This is a genomic window from Actinoallomurus acanthiterrae (genome assembly GCF_054775715.1).
This window is the reverse complement of the sequence record NZ_BAAHCO010000001.1, coordinates 6,224,269-6,241,221: the sequence shown is the minus strand read 5'-3', so window position 1 is coordinate 6,241,221 and position 16,953 is coordinate 6,224,269. Positions and strand designations below refer to the sequence as shown.

Annotated in this window: 10 protein-coding genes, 3 pseudogenes and 1 riboswitch; of the genes and pseudogenes, 1 reads left to right on the top strand and 12 read right to left on the bottom strand. The window is 73.1% G+C overall.

The window, feature by feature from the left end; translation table 11 throughout:
• Window positions 1–220 precede the first annotated feature (220 nt).
• The 9 genes and pseudogenes from bluB to ACYVF7_RS29600 form a co-directional block, all read right to left on the bottom strand.
• On the bottom strand, window positions 221–841 hold the full coding sequence (gene bluB / locus ACYVF7_RS29640; protein ID WP_460347220.1) for a 5,6-dimethylbenzimidazole synthase: 621 nt from the start codon (window positions 839–841) through the stop codon (window positions 221–223).
• Window positions 842–874: 33 nt separating this feature from the next.
• Window positions 875–1,069: riboswitch (cobalamin riboswitch) on the bottom strand.
• A gap of 31 nt (window positions 1,070–1,100) precedes the next feature.
• Complete coding sequence (locus ACYVF7_RS29635) at window positions 1,101–2,291, bottom strand: cytochrome P450 (protein ID WP_460347218.1); 1,191 nt, start codon at window positions 2,289–2,291, stop codon at window positions 1,101–1,103.
• Window positions 2,292–2,310: 19 nt separating this feature from the next.
• The gene (locus tag ACYVF7_RS29630; RefSeq protein ID WP_460358637.1) at window positions 2,311–2,562 is read right to left on the bottom strand and encodes a ferredoxin; all 252 of its coding nucleotides are present in this window, start codon (window positions 2,560–2,562) and stop codon (window positions 2,311–2,313) included.
• Window positions 2,559–3,332 (bottom strand): transmembrane-type terpene cyclase, encoded by a 774-nt coding sequence (locus ACYVF7_RS29625; protein WP_460347216.1) that lies wholly within the window; start codon window positions 3,330–3,332, stop codon window positions 2,559–2,561. Before ACYVF7_RS29625 ends, ACYVF7_RS29630 begins: the two co-directional genes overlap by 4 nt.
• A gap of 214 nt (window positions 3,333–3,546) precedes the next feature.
• Window positions 3,547–3,957 (bottom strand): annotated as a pseudogene (locus tag ACYVF7_RS29620) (thiamine pyrophosphate-dependent enzyme); the annotation flags it as partial.
• 223 nt (window positions 3,958–4,180) lie between these two features.
• Window positions 4,181–6,721 (bottom strand): annotated as a pseudogene (locus ACYVF7_RS29615) (thiamine pyrophosphate-binding protein); the annotation flags it as partial.
• 3 nt (window positions 6,722–6,724) lie between these two features.
• The gene (locus tag ACYVF7_RS29610; RefSeq protein ID WP_460347214.1) at window positions 6,725–8,677 is read right to left on the bottom strand and encodes a class I SAM-dependent methyltransferase; all 1,953 of its coding nucleotides are present in this window, start codon (window positions 8,675–8,677) and stop codon (window positions 6,725–6,727) included.
• Between the two features lie 9 nt (window positions 8,678–8,686).
• Complete coding sequence (locus ACYVF7_RS29605) at window positions 8,687–9,268, bottom strand: polyprenyl synthetase family protein (RefSeq protein WP_460347212.1); 582 nt, start codon at window positions 9,266–9,268, stop codon at window positions 8,687–8,689.
• Between the two features lie 41 nt (window positions 9,269–9,309).
• A pseudogene (locus ACYVF7_RS29600) lies at window positions 9,310–9,894 on the bottom strand (polyprenyl synthetase family protein); the annotation flags it as partial.
• A 286-nt stretch (window positions 9,895–10,180) separates the two neighbouring features.
• On the opposite strand from ACYVF7_RS29600, the gene ACYVF7_RS29595 reads away from it, so the two are divergent.
• A complete protein-coding gene (locus ACYVF7_RS29595) occupies window positions 10,181–11,557 on the top strand; it encodes a cytochrome P450 (protein ID WP_460347209.1) in 1,377 nt (458 codons plus the stop codon).
• A gap of 31 nt (window positions 11,558–11,588) precedes the next feature.
• Here ACYVF7_RS29595 and ACYVF7_RS29590 read toward each other — a convergent pair whose 3' ends face one another.
• Genes ACYVF7_RS29590 through ACYVF7_RS29580 form a run of 3 tightly spaced genes read right to left on the bottom strand, consistent with a single transcriptional unit; the run spans window position 11,589 to window position 16,952 of the window.
• On the bottom strand, window positions 11,589–13,232 hold the full coding sequence (locus ACYVF7_RS29590) for a (2,3-dihydroxybenzoyl)adenylate synthase (RefSeq protein ID WP_460347207.1): 1,644 nt from the start codon (window positions 13,230–13,232) through the stop codon (window positions 11,589–11,591).
• Window positions 13,213–15,342 carry an acetate--CoA ligase family protein gene (locus ACYVF7_RS29585; protein WP_460347205.1) on the bottom strand — a complete coding sequence of 710 codons (2,130 nt, stop codon included), beginning with the start codon at window positions 15,340–15,342 and terminating at the stop codon, window positions 13,213–13,215. The genes ACYVF7_RS29590 and ACYVF7_RS29585 overlap by 20 nt, the downstream gene beginning before the upstream one ends.
• Window positions 15,339–16,952: an FAD-dependent monooxygenase gene (locus ACYVF7_RS29580; RefSeq protein WP_460347203.1), complete on the bottom strand. Its 1,614-nt coding sequence runs from the start codon at window positions 16,950–16,952 to the stop codon at window positions 15,339–15,341. Before ACYVF7_RS29580 ends, ACYVF7_RS29585 begins: the two co-directional genes overlap by 4 nt.
• Between the last annotated feature and the right edge of the window lies 1 nt (window position 16,953).

Below are 16,953 nucleotides of genomic sequence, written 5' to 3'. Positions count from 1 at the left end.
CCGTGTGCATATACTGCCGAGAGCTTTTCCCGCAAGGACCCGTTGGGCGAGGGCTGTACCTGGATGAGGTCGGGGTCAGCGCGGCGCGAGCGCGCGGGCCGAGTCGTAGCCTCCGCTGACGACGGTGGGTTCGGTGTCGAACACCATGACCGACCGGGACGACGAGTACGGCGGCCATCCCGGGTCGTCGCCGTGGACCTACGATGACGCGCTGCGGGGCTCACCAGTGGTCGTGGTGGATCGTGGTCTCCAGGGGGCGGCGGTGGCGCCAGCCGTGCTGTTCGAGGTCCGGTACGGGTTCCAGGTGGGTGACCGGCCCGAGACACAGCCAGGCGACGGGCCGGATCCCGGTCGGGATACCGAGCAGTTGACGCAGATGCGGTTCGCGGTAGAAGGAGACCCAGCCGACGCCGAGGTTTTCGGCGGTGGCGGCCAGCCAGAGGTTCTGGATGGCCAGGCAGACCGAGTACAGTCCCGCGTCGGCGATGGCGTGTCGGCCCAAGACCGCGGGGCTGCCTCGGTCGGGATCGTAGGTGACCACGATCGACAGGCTGCTCTCCAGTACACCGTCGATCTTTATCCGGGCGAAACGGTCGGCGGCGGCTGTGGTGAGGGTGGCGGTGAACGTGGCGCGTTCGTGCTGGACGTGGTCGTAGAAGGCGTGCCGGACGGCCGGGTCCGCCACGATGATGAAGTCCCAGGGTTGGGAGAGCCCGACGCTGGGCGCGGCGTGCGCGGCCGTCAGGATCCGGTGGATGACGTCTTCTGGTATCGGCGCGCCGGTGAACTGGGCGCGCACGTCACGGCGACGGTGGACCACGTCGTAGATGCCGGGGTTCATGGGCAGGCTCCCGCTGCGTCAGGCCACCTTGGCGGTGGCCGGTGGAGCGAGGCCGGTCTTCGGACTTCCGGATCGATGCCTGACCATCCGCCTTCCCGGCCTGGCGGCCAGTGGCTGCGCGTGTGCGCGTGGACGGCGGCTCCCCGGTTACCGCGGCGGGCCCGTGCCGGAATTTCACCGGCTTCCCGATTCTCCCCTCGTAGGGGCACCTCGCGTCAGTTCATGCCGCCGCGAGCGTATCAATCCCCGCCGCCCCCGATCACCAGGAGACGGGCAGTTCCCGGAAGCCGCGGATCAGCAGGCCCGTCTTCCAGGCGAGATCCTGGTCCGCGACCTCGATCCGCAGCCCGGGCAGGCGCGTCACCAGCGTCTCCAGCGCGACCTGCAGCTCGGCCCGGGCAAGCTGCGAGCCGAGACAGAAGTGCACGCCGTGGCCGAACGCGATGTGCGGATTCGCCTCTCGGCGGATGTCGAGGGCCTCTGGGTGGTCGAACACCCCCTCGTCGTGGTTGGCGGAATTGATGGACGGGATCACCGCCTCGCCCGCCCGGATCAGCACGTCGCCGAGCTTGACGTCCTCGACCGCCATGCGGGGGATGCCGCTGACCGCGCCGAGCGGTGTGTGCCGGAGCAGTTCCTCCACCGCCTGCGGCACCAGGGACGGGTCGGCGCGGAGCGCGGCGAGCTGGTCCGGATGCCGGGCGAGGACGTAGGCGAAGTCGGCGATCTGGGTCGCCGCGGTCTCGTGGCCGGTTACCAGAAGCCCGACGCTGAACTCCACGAGTTCCTGCTCGGAGAGCCGGTCCTCCTGGTCCCGCGCCTGCACGAGCGCGGTGAGCAGATCGTCCCGGGATGCCTCGCGCCGCAGCGCGATGAGGCCGGCGAGGTACTCGTTGAGCTCCGCCACCGCCGCCCCGATCTCCTCCATCGGGAGCGCGGTCGTGGACAGCAGCGCGTCCGACAGCACCCGGAACCGATTTCGGTCTTCGAAGGGGACGCCGAGCAGCTCGCAGATGACCGTGACCGGGAGCGGCAGGGCGAACAGCGCCACCAGATCCGCCGGCGGTCCCTGCGCGAGCAGGCGATCGGCGAGGTCGTCCGCGATCGCAGTGATCCGGGGCCGCAGCGCTTCGACGCGCCGGGCCGTGAACGCCTTGGACACCAGGCTGCGGATGCGCGTGTGCTCGGGCGGGTCCATGCTCATCACCCCGGCCGGGAACAGCGGCATCGGGGTGAATCGGGGCGGGTCCTGGCTCGACGTCATCGCGCGGGCGCTGAACCGCTGGTCGGTCAGCACTTGGCGGACGTCGTCGTACCGCGTGACGAGCCAGGCGTCGCCGCCGTACGGCAGCCGGACCCTGCTGATCGGTTCGGTCTTCCGCAGGCGGCCGTACTCCGGTTCCATCTCCAGCCGGGTTCCGTCGCCGAATGGGTAGTCCGGTGCGGTCATGTCCTGTCCTTTCTCCGGTTCAGTCGTCTTCGGGGGCCAGCACAACGCCGTCCGCCGTGCTAATGCGGATCGCCTCCACCGGACATGACTCGGCGATGGCGATGAGCTTCGGGTCCGGCGCGGAGCGCGGGCGAAGGGGCCGCGATCGCGGGCCGTGGAGCCGGAAGTACTCCGGCGCGGTGCCGGCGCACATCCCGCTGCCGACGCAGTGCGGGGCGACCTCGACCTGCCAGGGGCCGGCGGCCTCGGTTTCATCGGACGGCCGGGTCATCGGGAGCGGTCCCGGCGCCCGAGCGGGGTGAGCGGCGGCTCGAGGGCGCCGTTCGCGGGGAGCGGCGGGGTTCCGGTGTCCACGGGCGCCGCCGTGGTCCCGGCGGCGGCGTCCGTGGCCGGGGTCCTGCCGAGGCGCCGGACCATCCAGGTGTAGGTCAGGTCGAGCGCGAAGATGGCGACATAGAGGAACGGCAGCAGTGTGGAGTGCCGGTACACCGGCGCGGGGGGATAGAACAGCACTCCGAGCGCGGCGAGCAGCGTGCCGCCCATCTTGGACAGGGCGATGCCGAGCGACTGGCCGGCGAGCGAGCGCCGGGCGTTCAGCATGCCGAGGAACAGGCCCGACATGGCGAGGTTCTGCACGAACGAGGCACGCACGCCGTACACGTCGTGGAACTCCTCGTTCAGGAGGACCACGGTGGCGCCGGTGATGGCCAGCGAGGCCGCGAACATCGCGTAGAAGCCGGCCCGGCCACACCAGGACACCAGCCACGAGAACTGCGCCGGCCCGTACCGCAGCGTCTGCCAGAGGATGACGAGGTCGAAGGCGAACCACACGAAGTTGACGACGAACTGCGCGGCCAGCTTGACCGGGTCGTGGTGCGGCGGCAGCGCGACGAACGTGTAGAAGAACTCCCAGGCCAGGTTGGCGCTGAGCGCGACGATCGGCATGCCGTACACGCGGCTGCGGCCGCCCTCGCGGATGATCAGGATGTACGCCACGGTCCACAGCAGGCCGGCGAACGACTGGATGACGATACCGATCACGATCGGATCCTTCCGGAGGTGAGGGGGCCGTCCTCAGGGCCGCCGCCTCGAAGCCGGCGCGGCCCTCGCGGGCCAGGGCGAGGAGGTAGCCGGTGACCTGGGTCGCCGCCGGGCGGCCCTGGGCCGGCGAAGGTATCTCGTTGGCGTCGCACGCCACGTCGATGAGGAAGGGACGCCGGACGAGGGCGGCCACCCGCAGCGCGCGACGGAGCTCCGGCATGGACGTGACGCGCTCGGCCGCCACGCCGTACGCGCGGGCGATCTCGGCCAGATCGCCGTTGTGCAGGGCCGACCCGTATTCCGGCCAGCCCATGATCTCCTGCTCGAATTTGATCGCGCCGAGCTTGCCATTGTCGAAGACCACGACCACCACGGGCAGGTCCAGGTCGCGGAGCGCGCCCAGTTCGCTCAGCGTGACCGCGACCCCGCCGTCGCCGACCGCGGCGACGACCGGTCGCCCGCCCGCCAGCGGGGCGAGCCCGGCCGCGGCGGGCAGCGCGAAGCCCATCGTCGCGAACGAGCTGGTCCAGACGAACTCCTGCCGGCCGGTGAGATAGCGGTAGATCCACAGAGTGGTGAGACCGACGTCCACGGTGACCAGCGCGTCCGGCAGTTCGTCGGCCATCGCCAGTGCCAGCGCGGACGGTCGGATCGGGCGGCCAGGCCGGGTCGGGATCCGGCTCGTGCGCCGCCGCGTGGCGAGGTACCGCGCATGGCGGTCGCGGACGAACGCCGCCCGCGCCGGGTCCGGCGCGGACACCGCGCCGATCCGTTCCGCCAGCGCCTGCGACGTCTCCCGCGCCGCACCCGCCAGCGCCAGGTCGGCGCGGGGCGCGTTGGCGAGCCCGGCCGAGGTCGCGGTCGACCTGGATGAGGGTGTAGTCGCCCGGCAGGTCGAAGGCCGACGCGCCGCGGCGTGAGATACCGAACGCCAGGACGACGTCCGCCATCGCCAGGGTCTCCGTGGCGGACTGGTGCCCTGACGACCCCACCGCTCCGGCGAAGAGAGCATGGTCGTCGGGAACCACGCCGCGACCGGGCATCGTCGTCACCACCGGGGCCCGCAACGCCACGGCCAGCGCGGTGACCTCGGTGCTCGCGTCGCGCCCGCCGCGGCCGACCAGCAGGACCGGCCGGCGGGCCGCGGTCAGCCGGTCCACGGCGCGGTCGAGGTCCGCTTCGGCGGGCAGCACGACGGTCGGCTGGGCGCCGATCGCGGTCGGCCCGGCGTCCTCGACCGGAATGGTCAACGCGCCGGGATCGACGTCGACGTAGACGACGCCGGGCTCCCGGGCGAGGGCCCGCAGCGCCCGGGAGACCCGCCCCCACGAGCCGGGAGAACCGTCCAGGCGGACGGTCCGGGCGATGCCCGCGAACAGCTCCGTCCCGTCGACCACGCGGCACGCCGATCCCAGGACGACGACCGCCGCGTGGTCGAACAGTGCGTCGAATACGCCGTTGAGCTGCAGGATCACGTCGGCGTCCCCGGCGGCGACACAGACCGCGGGACGCCCGCTGTGCTTGGCGACGGCCGACGCGGTCATCGCCGCGGACTCCGGATGGCGCACGTCGTTCACCGTGATCCCGGCCGCGCGGCACACCTCGGCCGGCGACGCGGCCTCCGCACAGGGCCGGACATAGGCCGCGGCCACCCCGATCTCCGCGAGGAGTGCGCCCAGCGCCGCGCCGACGGTGCCCGCCGCAGCGGCGTCCGGCGTCTCCCGGCCGGTCGGCTGCGTCCGCGGCCGGGCGGTGGGCCGTACGTCCGGCCCGGCGGGCCGGGTGGGGGCGACCGGGTCCGGGCCGGTCTCGGCGGCCGTCGTCATCGCGGCGGCCCCGGTCGGTGTCGCGGCCCGGCCGGCGGTGACGCGAGCGGGTCGCGACAGGACCGAGGGTACGGCGACCAGGGTGGGGCCGTCCTCGTCGAGGGCGGCCGCCACGCTCTCGCCGAGGCGCCGGGCGTCCTCCACCCGATACGCCGTGAGGCCGCTCGCGGCCGCCAGCCGCCGAGTGTCGGCGTGCCCGGTCTCCTCCACCGCGATGACGGTCACCGGCACGCGGTAGCGCCGCATGGTCAGGAGCTCGGCCGCGAAGTCCTCGATCCCGCGATCCGTCGTCACGGCGACGATGGGGTGACCCGGCCGGGCGAACCAGGCGCCGATCGCGGCGGGGACCGCGCTCCCGCTCACGCCCAGCCCGTACGAGGAGGTCATCGACCGGTCGCGGAACGGGAGCGCGCTCAGCGCGCCGTCCACCAGGTCCCCGCACTCGACCGCGAGCGTCGCATCGTGGGGCAGGACGCCGTCCAGCGCGGCCCACAGCGCGCCGGACGCCGCGGTCCCGCGGAGCTCGTCGACCGCCGCGGACAGTTCGCCGTCCGCGCGGCGTTCCACGAGGTCGGCGAGGCGTTCCAGGACGGCCGCGGGTTCGCCCAGCAGCCGGAGCCAGCCGGCCGGGTTCGGGTGCGCGCCCTCGACCCCGTCCGCGATCTGGATCACCGGGAGGCCACCCGCCAGCGCGTCGACCGAGGCACTGGCCGGACCGACGACCACCAGCCGCGCGCACCGGGACAGCAGGTCCGCGCATGCGTCCGCGCGACTGCCGAGGATCGCGACCCCTCGTCCTCCGGGGACCGCGCCGAGGTACCGGTGCCCTTCGGCGAGCACCAGCACCGGTGTGCCGGCCCGCTCGGCCAGATTCTCGATCGACGCCGCGAGCCGATCCGGGATCGCGCCGACCAGCACCACCGTGCCGGGCGCGGCGATCAGCTCCGCGGCCTCGGTCAGTGTCGTCTTGTCCGCCGTCGTCCCGGCCGAGGGCCGTCCGGCGCGCGGAACGAAGCCGGACCCGCCGACCGAGGCGGCGAAGACGTCGGACGAGCAGGCGACGTGCGCCGGTGCTCGCCGTAGCCCGGCCTCGGCGAGCGCCCGGTAGAGCACGCCGAGCTGGCGCGGCGAGCCGATGTGCCGGTTGTACGCGGTCACCCCGGTCATCAGCGCGACCGGGTCGATCTCCTGGAAGGAGTCGAGGCCGACGTGCTCGACCGGGACCTGCCCCGACAGGGCGAGCAACGGCGCGCGGTCGGCCCGCGCCTCGTAGACGCCCAAGGGCAGGTGGGTCGCGCCCGGGCCCGCGGTTCCCATGCACACGCCCGGGACGCCGGTCAGCTTGCCGTACGTCGCGGCCATCAGCGCACCCGCGCCCTCGTGCCGTACGCCCACCAGCTGGATCCGCCCGTCGCGGCGCACGGCGTCGATGAGGGCGTTCAGCGACTCGGCGGGCATCCCGAACAGGGCGCGGACGCCCGCCTCGGCAAGCGCGGACACGGCCGCGTCGGCGAACCGCCGCCGACCGAGCAGGTCGGCGTAAACGTGTCGGTTGGCCTGCACGTTTCACTCCTCTCCGGCGGCAGGGGCGGTCGCGACGTGCAACACGGCGATCCCCCCGGTCAGCGGGGTACGGGCGTAGCCTTCGAATCCCACGTCGAGCAACAGCGCGCGGACGGCCTCGGCCCCCCGGTAGCCGGCGATCTCCTCGCGGAGGTGCCCGTAGCCGTCCATCCCGCGCAGCCGCGCCACGAGGCTCATCACGCCGAGGCCGGCCAGGTACGCCGACCGCAGTGCCGGGCGTTCCGGCACTCCCAGTTCGAGGAGCACCAGGCGGCCGCCCGGGCGCAGGACGCGCGCCATCTCGGCGGCACAGCGTCGCCGGTCGGCCATGTCGTCGATGGCGAACGCGATGCATACGGCGTCGAAGGACGCCGTCTCGAACGGAAGGGTCTCTCCCGGCGCCCGCAACAGCGCGACACGGTCCGCCAGGCCGCGACGCAGGACGCGTTCGGCCCCGACCGCGAGCATCGCGGCATTCAGGTCACAGCCGATCACCTCGGCACCGGGCGCCGCCTCCGCGACGGCGATGGCGAGGCTCGCGGTGCCGGTCGCCACGTCGAGGACCCGGTCGCCGGGTCCGGCGCCCAGCACACGCGCCGTCTTACGCCGCCAACGGCGGTCCGAGCCGGCGCTGAGCAGCGAGTTCAGCAGGTCGTAGCGTCGAGCGACCCGGTCGAACAGCGCCTGCGGGGTGGCCGGACGGCTCGTACCGCGCGGCGGTTCGGGCCCGTCCGCCGGCGGAACGGAAACCGGCGGTGCTCCGGGTGCCGTGGGCGCAGGGCTGTCGTCGGCGGGCGGCCTGGACGCCGGGACCGGCGGTGCTCCGAGTGCCGTGGGCGTAGGGGCGTCGTCGGCGGGTGGCCTCCGCGCGGGGGTGGTGACCGCGATGGGCGGGGCGGTGGAGTCGGCCGGACGGCGAGAGTCCATGGCCAGCAGGTCGGAGCCGACGATCGCGGCCAGGCCCGCCGCCACCAGGGCCCCACTCGTCCAGGTCGGATCCTGTAGGAGCAGTACGGCGGCCAGGAACACGCTCGACAGGACCATGTCGGTCCGCAGCACGTCATTGGCGGCCGCGCCGTCGGAGGCCCGGACGAGCCGGCGGGCCTGGACCGCGGCGACGAGCGTCAGCGGCGTGGCGAACAGGACCCGGCGCGGGCTCGCACCGGCCGGCACGAGCAGCGGCATCGCCAGGTAGGCGAGGACGGTGACGGCCGCGGCGGCCCGCGCGGCGGCGGCCCGGCTGGGGAACAGCGTGGCCGACGTGCGCAGTCCGACGGCGCGGTCACCGTCGTAGTCAGGGACGTTCTTGAAGAATCCCTTGGCCACGAACCAGAGGAACAGGAAGGCGAGCATCGCCCAGATCGGTCCGTCGGGCGCCCGTACGTCGCTCATGGCGCCGAACCAGCCGATGAGGAAGGGGCCGACCACGGCTTGGGCGAAGACGTACAGCCCCAGGATCGGACGGGCCTTCATTCGCAGCGGGCCGAAGGAGTACTGGTGCAGCCCGGCCAGCCCGATCAGGACGAACACGAAGAATCCCGTGCCGTACACCAGCGCGGCCGCCGCCATGAACACGTCGGTCGCCACGAGGACCGCGCCGAGACGGCGCCGGCCGAACCGGTACAGCAGCCACATCCGCCCCGGCAGGTTCCGGCAGTCCTCCTCGACGTCGGTGTAGGTGTTGTGGAGGTTGGCCGAGAAGCCGACGAGGAAGGCGAGGACCGCCCCCAGCACAGTGCGCGGCGCTGAGGGCGCACCGACGTATCCGAGGCCCAGCCCGTAGGCGAGCAGGCCGGGAACGCACGTCCGTGGGCGGCCGAGCATGATCAGCAGGCGCAGGGCCTCACCCGGTCGTGCCCGCGTGCGACCACCGCGTACGGCCTGAGCCTGCGCGTCAGGCGGCAGTGAGCGGAAAGCCGCCGCGCCGAGGTCGGCGGAGAGGGGAGAGGTGGACATGGGGCCTCCTCATCGCCCGCGGCCGACGAGTGCGGCGACCAGCTCGGTGAGCATGGCGATCCCGGTCGCGTCGATCTCCCCGGCCGCACCGGAGAGCGCCCCGACGGCCAGCGCCGTCCGGTGTTCGGCGGCGCGGCGGGTGACCGTCAGGCCTCCGCTGTCCCGTACGACGTCGGCGACCTCCCGTGCGGCCTCTTCGGCCCCGTCCAAACCCGTACGGGCGCGGCGCAGCAGGTCGGCCACCGGCGGGTGCGCCCGCAGCGTGTGCAGGACGGGCAGCGTGTAGACGCCTTCGAGCACGTCGTGGCCGGCCGGTTTGCCGAGGACGCCGGACGAGGAGGTGAGGTCGAGAAGGTCGTCGACGAGCTGATAGGCGACGCCCAGGTGCAGGCCGAAGTCGCCCAGCGCGGCCGTCGCCTCGGCCCCGAGGCCCGCGGCCATGGCACCGAGCCGGCAGGAGGCGGCGAACAGGGCGCCGGTCTTTCCGCCGATCGCCGTGTGGTAGGCGCTCTCCTGCCGGGCGACGTCGAACAGCGCCGCCGACTCGTGCGCCTGTCCCTCGCAAAGGCGGGCGAACGTCTCGGCCGCCAAGAGGCACTCGGCACGGCCCAGCCGGCGGTGGCCAGCGCCTGGGCGAGGAGGTAGTCACCCGCGAGGATCGCGCGGATGTTGCCGGTCCGTGCGTTGGCGCTCGCGACGCCGTGCCGGCGCGGGGCCTCATCCATCACGTCGTCGTGGACGAGGCTCGCCACATGCAGGAGCTCCACGGCGACGGCCGCCCCGATGGAGCGTTCTCGATCGGCCGGCCCGCAGTAGGCGGTCGTCAGCACGAGCAGCGGACGCAGGCGCTTGCCACCGCCGAGGATCTCCCGCGTCGCCGCCGAGATGACGGGGAGGTCGTCCGGGACGACGCGGCCAAGCTCCGTGACGCATTCGGCGAGGTCCGCCGCCAGGCGGGACTCTCCGGCGAACTCCGCGACGACCCGATGGGGGGTGGTCTCGAGGAGCGCCTGTACCCGACCACGGACGGGGTCGCGCGCGGGCGGCGAACCGCCGACCAAGTTGGGGTCCGCCGGACCCGGCGTCCTTTCCGGTTTCGCGTCCGCTGTCGTCCTCAGTGCCGGGTCCGATGCCGTGTCCGGTGAGTTGTCCAGTGACGTGTCCAATTGGTGCCTCCAGGTGATCGGGCCGCCGACCTGTGCCGCCGAAGCGCACACCGAATGGCGGAGATGAGCGGATTGTTTGCGTGAACGGGCAAATTTTCAAGATTATTTACAACGTGATAATTGTCACCTTGATAGGCGAATGATTAATTGTTATTCGCGCGCGATCTTAACATTTCAAAATACCTTATTGTACTCACGGAGAGGGTGACATAAATATTGCGTTGACCGTCGTGATTATCTGAGTGACAATCCGCGTGTCTGAATTCGTAGCTGGAGGTAGGTCGTGACTCTGTCGCCGTGGCGTTCCATTCGAATGGCAATCGAATTCGATCGGAGAATGGCGGTCGCGATGACCCGCCTGAACGAGATGGCCGGCCCCGTGTGCACGTTCGGGGCCGGGCCGACGCGAGTGACTTTCATGTTCGGGCCGGAGGCGAACGAATTCATATTCCGCAACCCGCGGCTGTTCCGCTGGCGAGGAGGATTCGAGACGCTCATCCCCTTGGCCGGCGAGACGGCGCTGCTGGTGAGCGACGGTACAGGGCACGACCGGCGCCGCGAGCTGGTGGTGCCCGCGTTCCAGCGCACCCGCATCGACCATTACCTGGCCGTTCTCCTCCAGAACATCGACGAGCTCATCAACGGTTGGCGGCCAGGCCGCCCGGTCAACCTGTACGCCGACTTCCGCACGACCGTGCGCGCATCCACCATCCGCGGCTTCTTCGGGCCGAGCCTGGCCGCCCAGGCGAGCGAGCTCGGCGCCGACCTGGAGACCGTGCTGCGCACGATGAACCACTCACTGCCCAAGCAGCAGATCCTCCAACGGGTGCCGAATCCGGTGTGGCGCCGAGCGGAGGCGGCCATCGCCCGGATCGACCGGCGGGTCCACTCAGAGATCACGCGCCGGCGGGCCGCCGCCCGCGCGGACGCGGGTGCGCCGGGCGATGACTCCGGAGGCGTGGACGGGGCACGATGCCCGGTCTCGGGCGGGCGTTCGCCGGAGACCGCCGTCGCGGTCAGGGCACACGGCGAGAAGGTCGGCTCGTACGGCGACGACATCTTGGGGCTGCTGCTGGACAGCGGGGAGATGAGCGACCGTGAGCTGCGCGACATGGTCGTCAGCCTGATCGTCGCAAGCTACGACACGACGAGTGCGGCCCTGGCCTGGGCCGTCCACGCCCTCTGGTCCGACCGCGAGGCGCTGCGGCGTGCCCGCGACGAGGTCCGGACGAAGCTCGGGGACGAACCGCCCACCTTGGCCGACCTCCGGCACCTGACGTACCTCGACTGGGTGACGTCGGAGGTGCTGCGGCTCTATCCGCCGGCGATGGCGGGAGCCCGGCAGGTCGCCGAGCCGTTCACCTTCGCCGGGCACCGGGTCCGCGCCGGAGAGCTGGTGGTGTTCAGCCAGTACGTCACCCATCGGCTGCCGCGCCTGTGGCCCGACGCCGATCGGTTCTGGCCGGAACGATGGGACCGCGACCGACCGGGCCACCGCCGCCCGTCGAACTACGAGTACCTGCCCTTCGGTGTCGGCGCGCGACGCTGCCTCGGGGCGAACCTGGCCCGGCCGGAGATCACCGCCACGCTCGCGCGGCTGCTGCAGCGCACCGAGCTCGACCTGCTGTCGACGACGGTGGAGCCGACCGGGTTCACCGCCATGTCACCCAAGGGCGGCGTGCTCGCCCGGGTCACAGCGGTGCGGGACCGCTGACCGCGGCCGGCACCGAGCCCGGCGGTTCCGCTTACGTGACACCACCGACGAGGCGAGTGGCGATGTCGGCGCGCAGCGCCTTCTTGTCGATCTTGCCGACCTTGGTGGTGGGCAGCTCGTCGACCAGGACCAGGTGTTCGGGGAGCTTGAAGCGGGCGACGCCTGCGGCATCGAGCGCGGCCCGCACCTCGTCGAGGGTCGGCTCTCCGGCCCGCATGACCACATAGACGCAGACGCGTTCCCCCATCTCGGCGTCGGGCATGGCCACGGCCGCCACCTGCGCCGCGTCCGTCCACTGGTAGACCAGGTTCTCGACCTCCTCGGCGGAGATCTTCTCCCCACCGCGGTTGATCATGTCTTTGTCCCGGCCCTCGACCACGAGGTTGCCCGCGGGGGTGCGGCGGCAGATGTCGCCGCTGCGGTACCAGCCATCGGCGGTGAACGCACGGGCGTTGTGCTCGGGCGCCTTGTAGTAGCCACGCGGAGTGTACGGACCGCGCGTGAGCAGGGAGCCGGGCTGCCCGTCGGGCACGTCCTGGTCGAACGCGTCGACCAGCCGTACCTCATCATCCGGGCACAACGGGCGGCCCTGGGTGGTGTGGACGACCTCGTCGGGATCGTCGAGACGGGTGTAGTTCAGCAGCCCCTCGGCCATGCCGAACACCTGCTGCAGCCTGGCGCCGAGCACCGGGCCGATCCGGCGGGCGAGCTCGTCGGCCAGCCGGGCCCCGCCGACCTGGAGCACCCGCAGGCCGGCCAGCGGACCCGCGCCGCTCCGGGCCGCGTGCTCCAGCCAGCGGCCCGCGACGGCGGGGACGACGGCGGTGTGGGTCACCTGCTCAGCCTCGATCGTGGCGAACGCGCGTACCGGCTCGGGAGAGGGCAGCATCACGATCCGGCCGCCGGCCAGCAGGGTGCCGAGGATGCCGGGGCATGCCAGCGGGAAGTTGTGCCCTGCGGGCAGGCTCACGAGGTAGACGGTGCCCTCGTCGACACCGCTGACCTCCGCGCTGGCCCGCGCGTTGTAGGCATAGTCGTCGTGCGTGCGGGCGATGAGCTTCGGCAGCCCGGTCGTGCCACCGGACAGCAGGAAGACCGCGACGTCGCGGCTGCTCGGCGGCTTCGGTTCTTCGCGGGCGCCGGGGGCGCAGAGCGCCCGCAGGTCGATGCTTGAGGGCGCGATATCCTCGCCGGCCACGAGGACATGCCACGGGCCTGCGACCTGCTCGCCCAGTTCGTGGGCGAGCGCCTGGTGGTCGAAGCCGCGCAGCACGTCGGGGACGGCGATCGCGGCGGCCTCGGAGTGGGCGGCGAGGTATGCCAGCTCCGCGCGGCGGTGCGCGGGCAGCGCCATCACCGGCACGATCCCGGCGCGCAGGCAGGCCCAGGTGAGCACGGTGAACTCCCAGCCGTTGCCGAGCTGGACGACGATCCGGTCACCGGCGGCGAGGCCGAGCCCCCGCAGCCGTACGGCCGCGGCGTCGCCGCGATCGGCCAGCTCGGCGTAGGTCAGCCGGACCTCGCCGTCGACCAGCGCGATCGCCTCGGGACTGCGGTCCGCGCGCTCGCGCAGCAGGTCGCCGAGCGGCCGGCCCGCCCAATATCCGGCCGCCGCGTAGCGCTGGGCGTCGGCCTCGGGCCACGGCACCGTGCCGTCACTGATGGGTGCGGCCATCGGGCACCTCCGGGTCGGTGGCGACGCACACGGCATCCAGGGCGATCAGGCCTTGCGCGGTCAGCCGAAGTGGATTGATCTCGATGTCGGCGATCCAGGAGTGTGCGGCCAGCAGGTCGCCCAGGGCCACCACCACGCGGGCCAGCGCGTGACGATCCAGGGCGGGTCCGCCGCGCCAGCCGTCCAGCAGCGCGTGCCCGGCCAGCTCGGCGGGCATCGCGGCGGCTTCCGCGTGGCTCAGCGGGGCGAGCCTGACGGCGACGTCGGCGTACGCCTCCGCGGTGGTGCCGCCGAGCCCGGCGAGGATGACCGGGCCGAACACCGGGTCCCGCCGGGCCCCGACGACCAGATCGACGCCCGGCGGCGCCATCGACTCCACGAGGAAGCGGCGGGCGCCCACCGCTTCGAGCGCGTCGAGGGCCGTATCGAGGCCGCCGGGAGTGGCGACGCCGAGGAAGACCCCGCCGATCTCGGTCTTGTGCAGGACGGCCGCGTCGAGCAGCTTGACCGCGACCGGTCCCGGCAGGTCGGCGAGCGCCTGGTGGGCGGCGGCCCTGTCGGCGCAGGCCCGCCGGGGCATCGTCGGCACGCCCAGCTCCTCCAGCAGGGCCTTGGCCCGGTGCTCATCCCATGGGCCCGGGCCCGGGTCCGGGACGGCCGTACGGGCCGGTGCCCCGATACCCGTCCGGCGGGAGCGGGCCTGGGCGTCGGTGAGCAGCGCCGCCGTCATGGCGGCCAGGCTACGGGGCTCGGCGGCGACGGGCACCCCGCGGTCGAGGAGCGCCCGGCGCGTCTGCCGTACGGCCTCGCCCGCGCCGCCGACGCCGAGCAGCAGGGGAGTGCCGGGCGCCGAGGCGAGGAAGGCGTCCACAGCCGCGACGAGGTCGAACGCGTCGGGCTCGTGCAGGGCGTACCCGGTCACCAGATCCACCGCGGGGTCGGCGGCGACCACGTTGAGCACGCCCGCGAAGGCGGGCCCGGGACGGCCGGTGTCCACCGGATTGCGCTGATAGGTCATCGGGGGCAGCAGGTCGGCGAGCGCGTTACGGGAGGACTCGGTGAGCTCGGGCACGCGGGCTCCCCGGCCGCGCAGGTCGTCCAGGAGCAGGAGCCCGGGTCCGGCCTGCGCGGTCACGACGCCTACTCTCGGGTGGGCCGCCGGGCGCAGCCGGGCCAGCGAGAGTGCCCCTACGGCGTCGGCGAGTTCCCGTTCGTCGTCGACGAGAACCGCGCCAGCCTGGGCGAGCGCCGCCCGGGTGACCCGCCACGAGGTCGCGAGCGCGCCGGTGTGCGAGGCGGCGAACGCGCCCACGTCGTTCCGGCCGACCACCAGCGCGACGACCGGACGGGTCGCGGTCAGCCGGGCGACGGCGGCGGTGAGCCGCCGCCCGTCCGTGACCGTTTCGACGTGCAGGGCGACGGCGTCGGCGCAGGCGTCGTCCACCAGGTGGTCGAGCACGTCGGCGGCGGTGACGTCCATGCCGTTGCCCAGCCCGACGGCGAGGCCGACGCCGTGGCCGGCCTCGGCGAGCAGGAAGGCCAGCGCGTGGTTGACCCCGCCGCTCGCAGCCACGACCGCGATCCGTCCGGCCGGCACGTCCGCGACGCCGGGCACGAAGCTCGCGGTGAGCGCGCGGCCGGGGGCGAGGAATCCGGAGGTGTTCGGCCCGAGCACCCGGATCCCGGTGCTCGCCGCCACCTCGGCCAGGTCGCGCTGGAGCCGCTCACCCTCGGGCCCCGCCTCGGCGAACCCGCCGCCGTAGACGACGGCCGCCCGGGCCCCGGCTCGCGCCGCCTCGGCGAGGGCGGCCGCACATCCTCTGGCGGGAACGCAGATCAGTGCCAGATCCACCGGCCCGTGCTCCGCGGCGGCCTGGATCGACGGCCACAGTCCTGCCGCGGGGTCCGGATCTCGGCCGTTGACCAGTCCGACATGGCCCGGGAAACCGCGCACCGACCGCGCCAGCGCCGCCCCGAGCTTCCCCGGATCGCGCGATGCCCCGACGACGGCGATCCCTCGCGGCGCGAAGAGCGCGCCCAGGGACCCGTCCCGCCGGCCGCCCGCCACGGGCTCCCGGGCCGCGCGGCCGTTGAGCGCCTCGGCGGTCATGCGGGGTCCTGCCAGGTCGCGAGGGTGGTGGCGGAGACGCCGACGAGGTCGGTACGGCCGGACAGGACGGCGGTCACGGCCCGGTCTCGGTCCAGTGTGTCGTCGGCCAGGAGCGCGGGCAGCCGATGGTGGAGGCGCGTCTGTTCGGCAAGGAGCGTGCGGAGGTGAGGCGTGCCGCCATGGACGGCCACGAGCACCGGGCCCGCGGCGCACAGGACCGCGAGCGCGTCGTTGGCGGCGTCGAGGGCCGAGGCGTCGCTGGGAGCGGCGAGCCATGCTCCCCAACGGATCTCCCGGTCGCGGGGAGGGGCGGGGAGCAGAGGGAGCGGCTCCGCCGGGCCCGTGGCGGAGCGGGCCACCGCCTGCGAACCGGCGGTCTCCACCGTGAGGACCCGGCCGGGCAGCGTCCACCCCGCAAGGGCGCAGGGGGTGGCGAGGGGATCGGCGCCGTGCTCGGCACGCCACTGGTCGTGGCTCCGCCGTACGAACCGCGGGTCCCGGCGGGAGAGCCGCGCGTCGCCGATGCTGCGGGACAGGAAATGATAGGCGAACTGCCAGGGCTCGAAGGAGTCGTGGTAGCGGCCGAAATGCTCCCACCAGGCCAGGCTGGGCCCCGCCGCGTCCTGGATCGCCTCGACCGAGGGCCGCGCTGCCGCTTCGTAGGAGGCCAGTGCCAGCGGAAGGTCGTCACCGTGCTCGGCCAGCGCGGCCGACAGCGCGACCGCGTCCTCCATCGCCATCTTCGTACCCGAGCCCACCGAGAAGTGCGCGGTGTGCGCGGCGTCGCCGAGCAGCACGACCGGGCGTGGTTCGGTGAGGTACCAGTGACGGGTCCGGCGGGTCCGGAAGTTGCCCCAGCGGGAGTTGTTGACCAGGAGCCGATGCCCGTCGATCTGCTCGGCGAACAGCTCTTCCAGGTACGCCTTGCTGGCGAGATCGCTCGGCCCCGGGGGCCGGCCGGTGTCGAAGGCGTCAAGGCCCGCGGCGCGCCAGGAGATCTCGTCGGTCTCCACGATGAACGTGCTCACGTCCGCGCTGATGGGGTAGCCGTGGACGGCGAACACGCCGTGCGGGCCGCGCTCGTGCACGAAGGTCAGACCGTCGAACATGTAGTCGGTGCCGAACCAGATGAACTTGGCGGCCGCGGTCTCCACCGAAGGGCCCAGCCGCTCCTGCAAGCCGGTGCGGATGGCCGACCCGGTGCCGTCGGCGGCGACCACGAGGTCGTACCCGTCCAGGTCGGCCGGCCGTACCTCTGTGCGGAAGCGCAGGTCGGCACCCATCTCACGGACGCGCTCCTGGAGCAGCGCGAGCAGCGTGCGCCGGGCGATGGCGGCCATGCCGTTGCCGCCGCAGCGGATCCGCTCGCCCTTCAGCCGTACCTCGATGTCGTCCCAGTGGCGGCCGTGCGCCGTCAGCGCCTCCCGCAGCACGGGGTCTGCGGCGTGGATGGCCGCGAGCGTACGGTCGGAGAACACGACGCCGAAGCCGAACGCCTCGTCGGCGCGGTTGCGCTCGAAGACCGTGACGTCGGCCGAGGGGACGGCCTGCCGGATCAGTGTGGCGAAGAAGAGCCCGCCCGGGCCTCCGCCGACGACGGCGATGCGCATG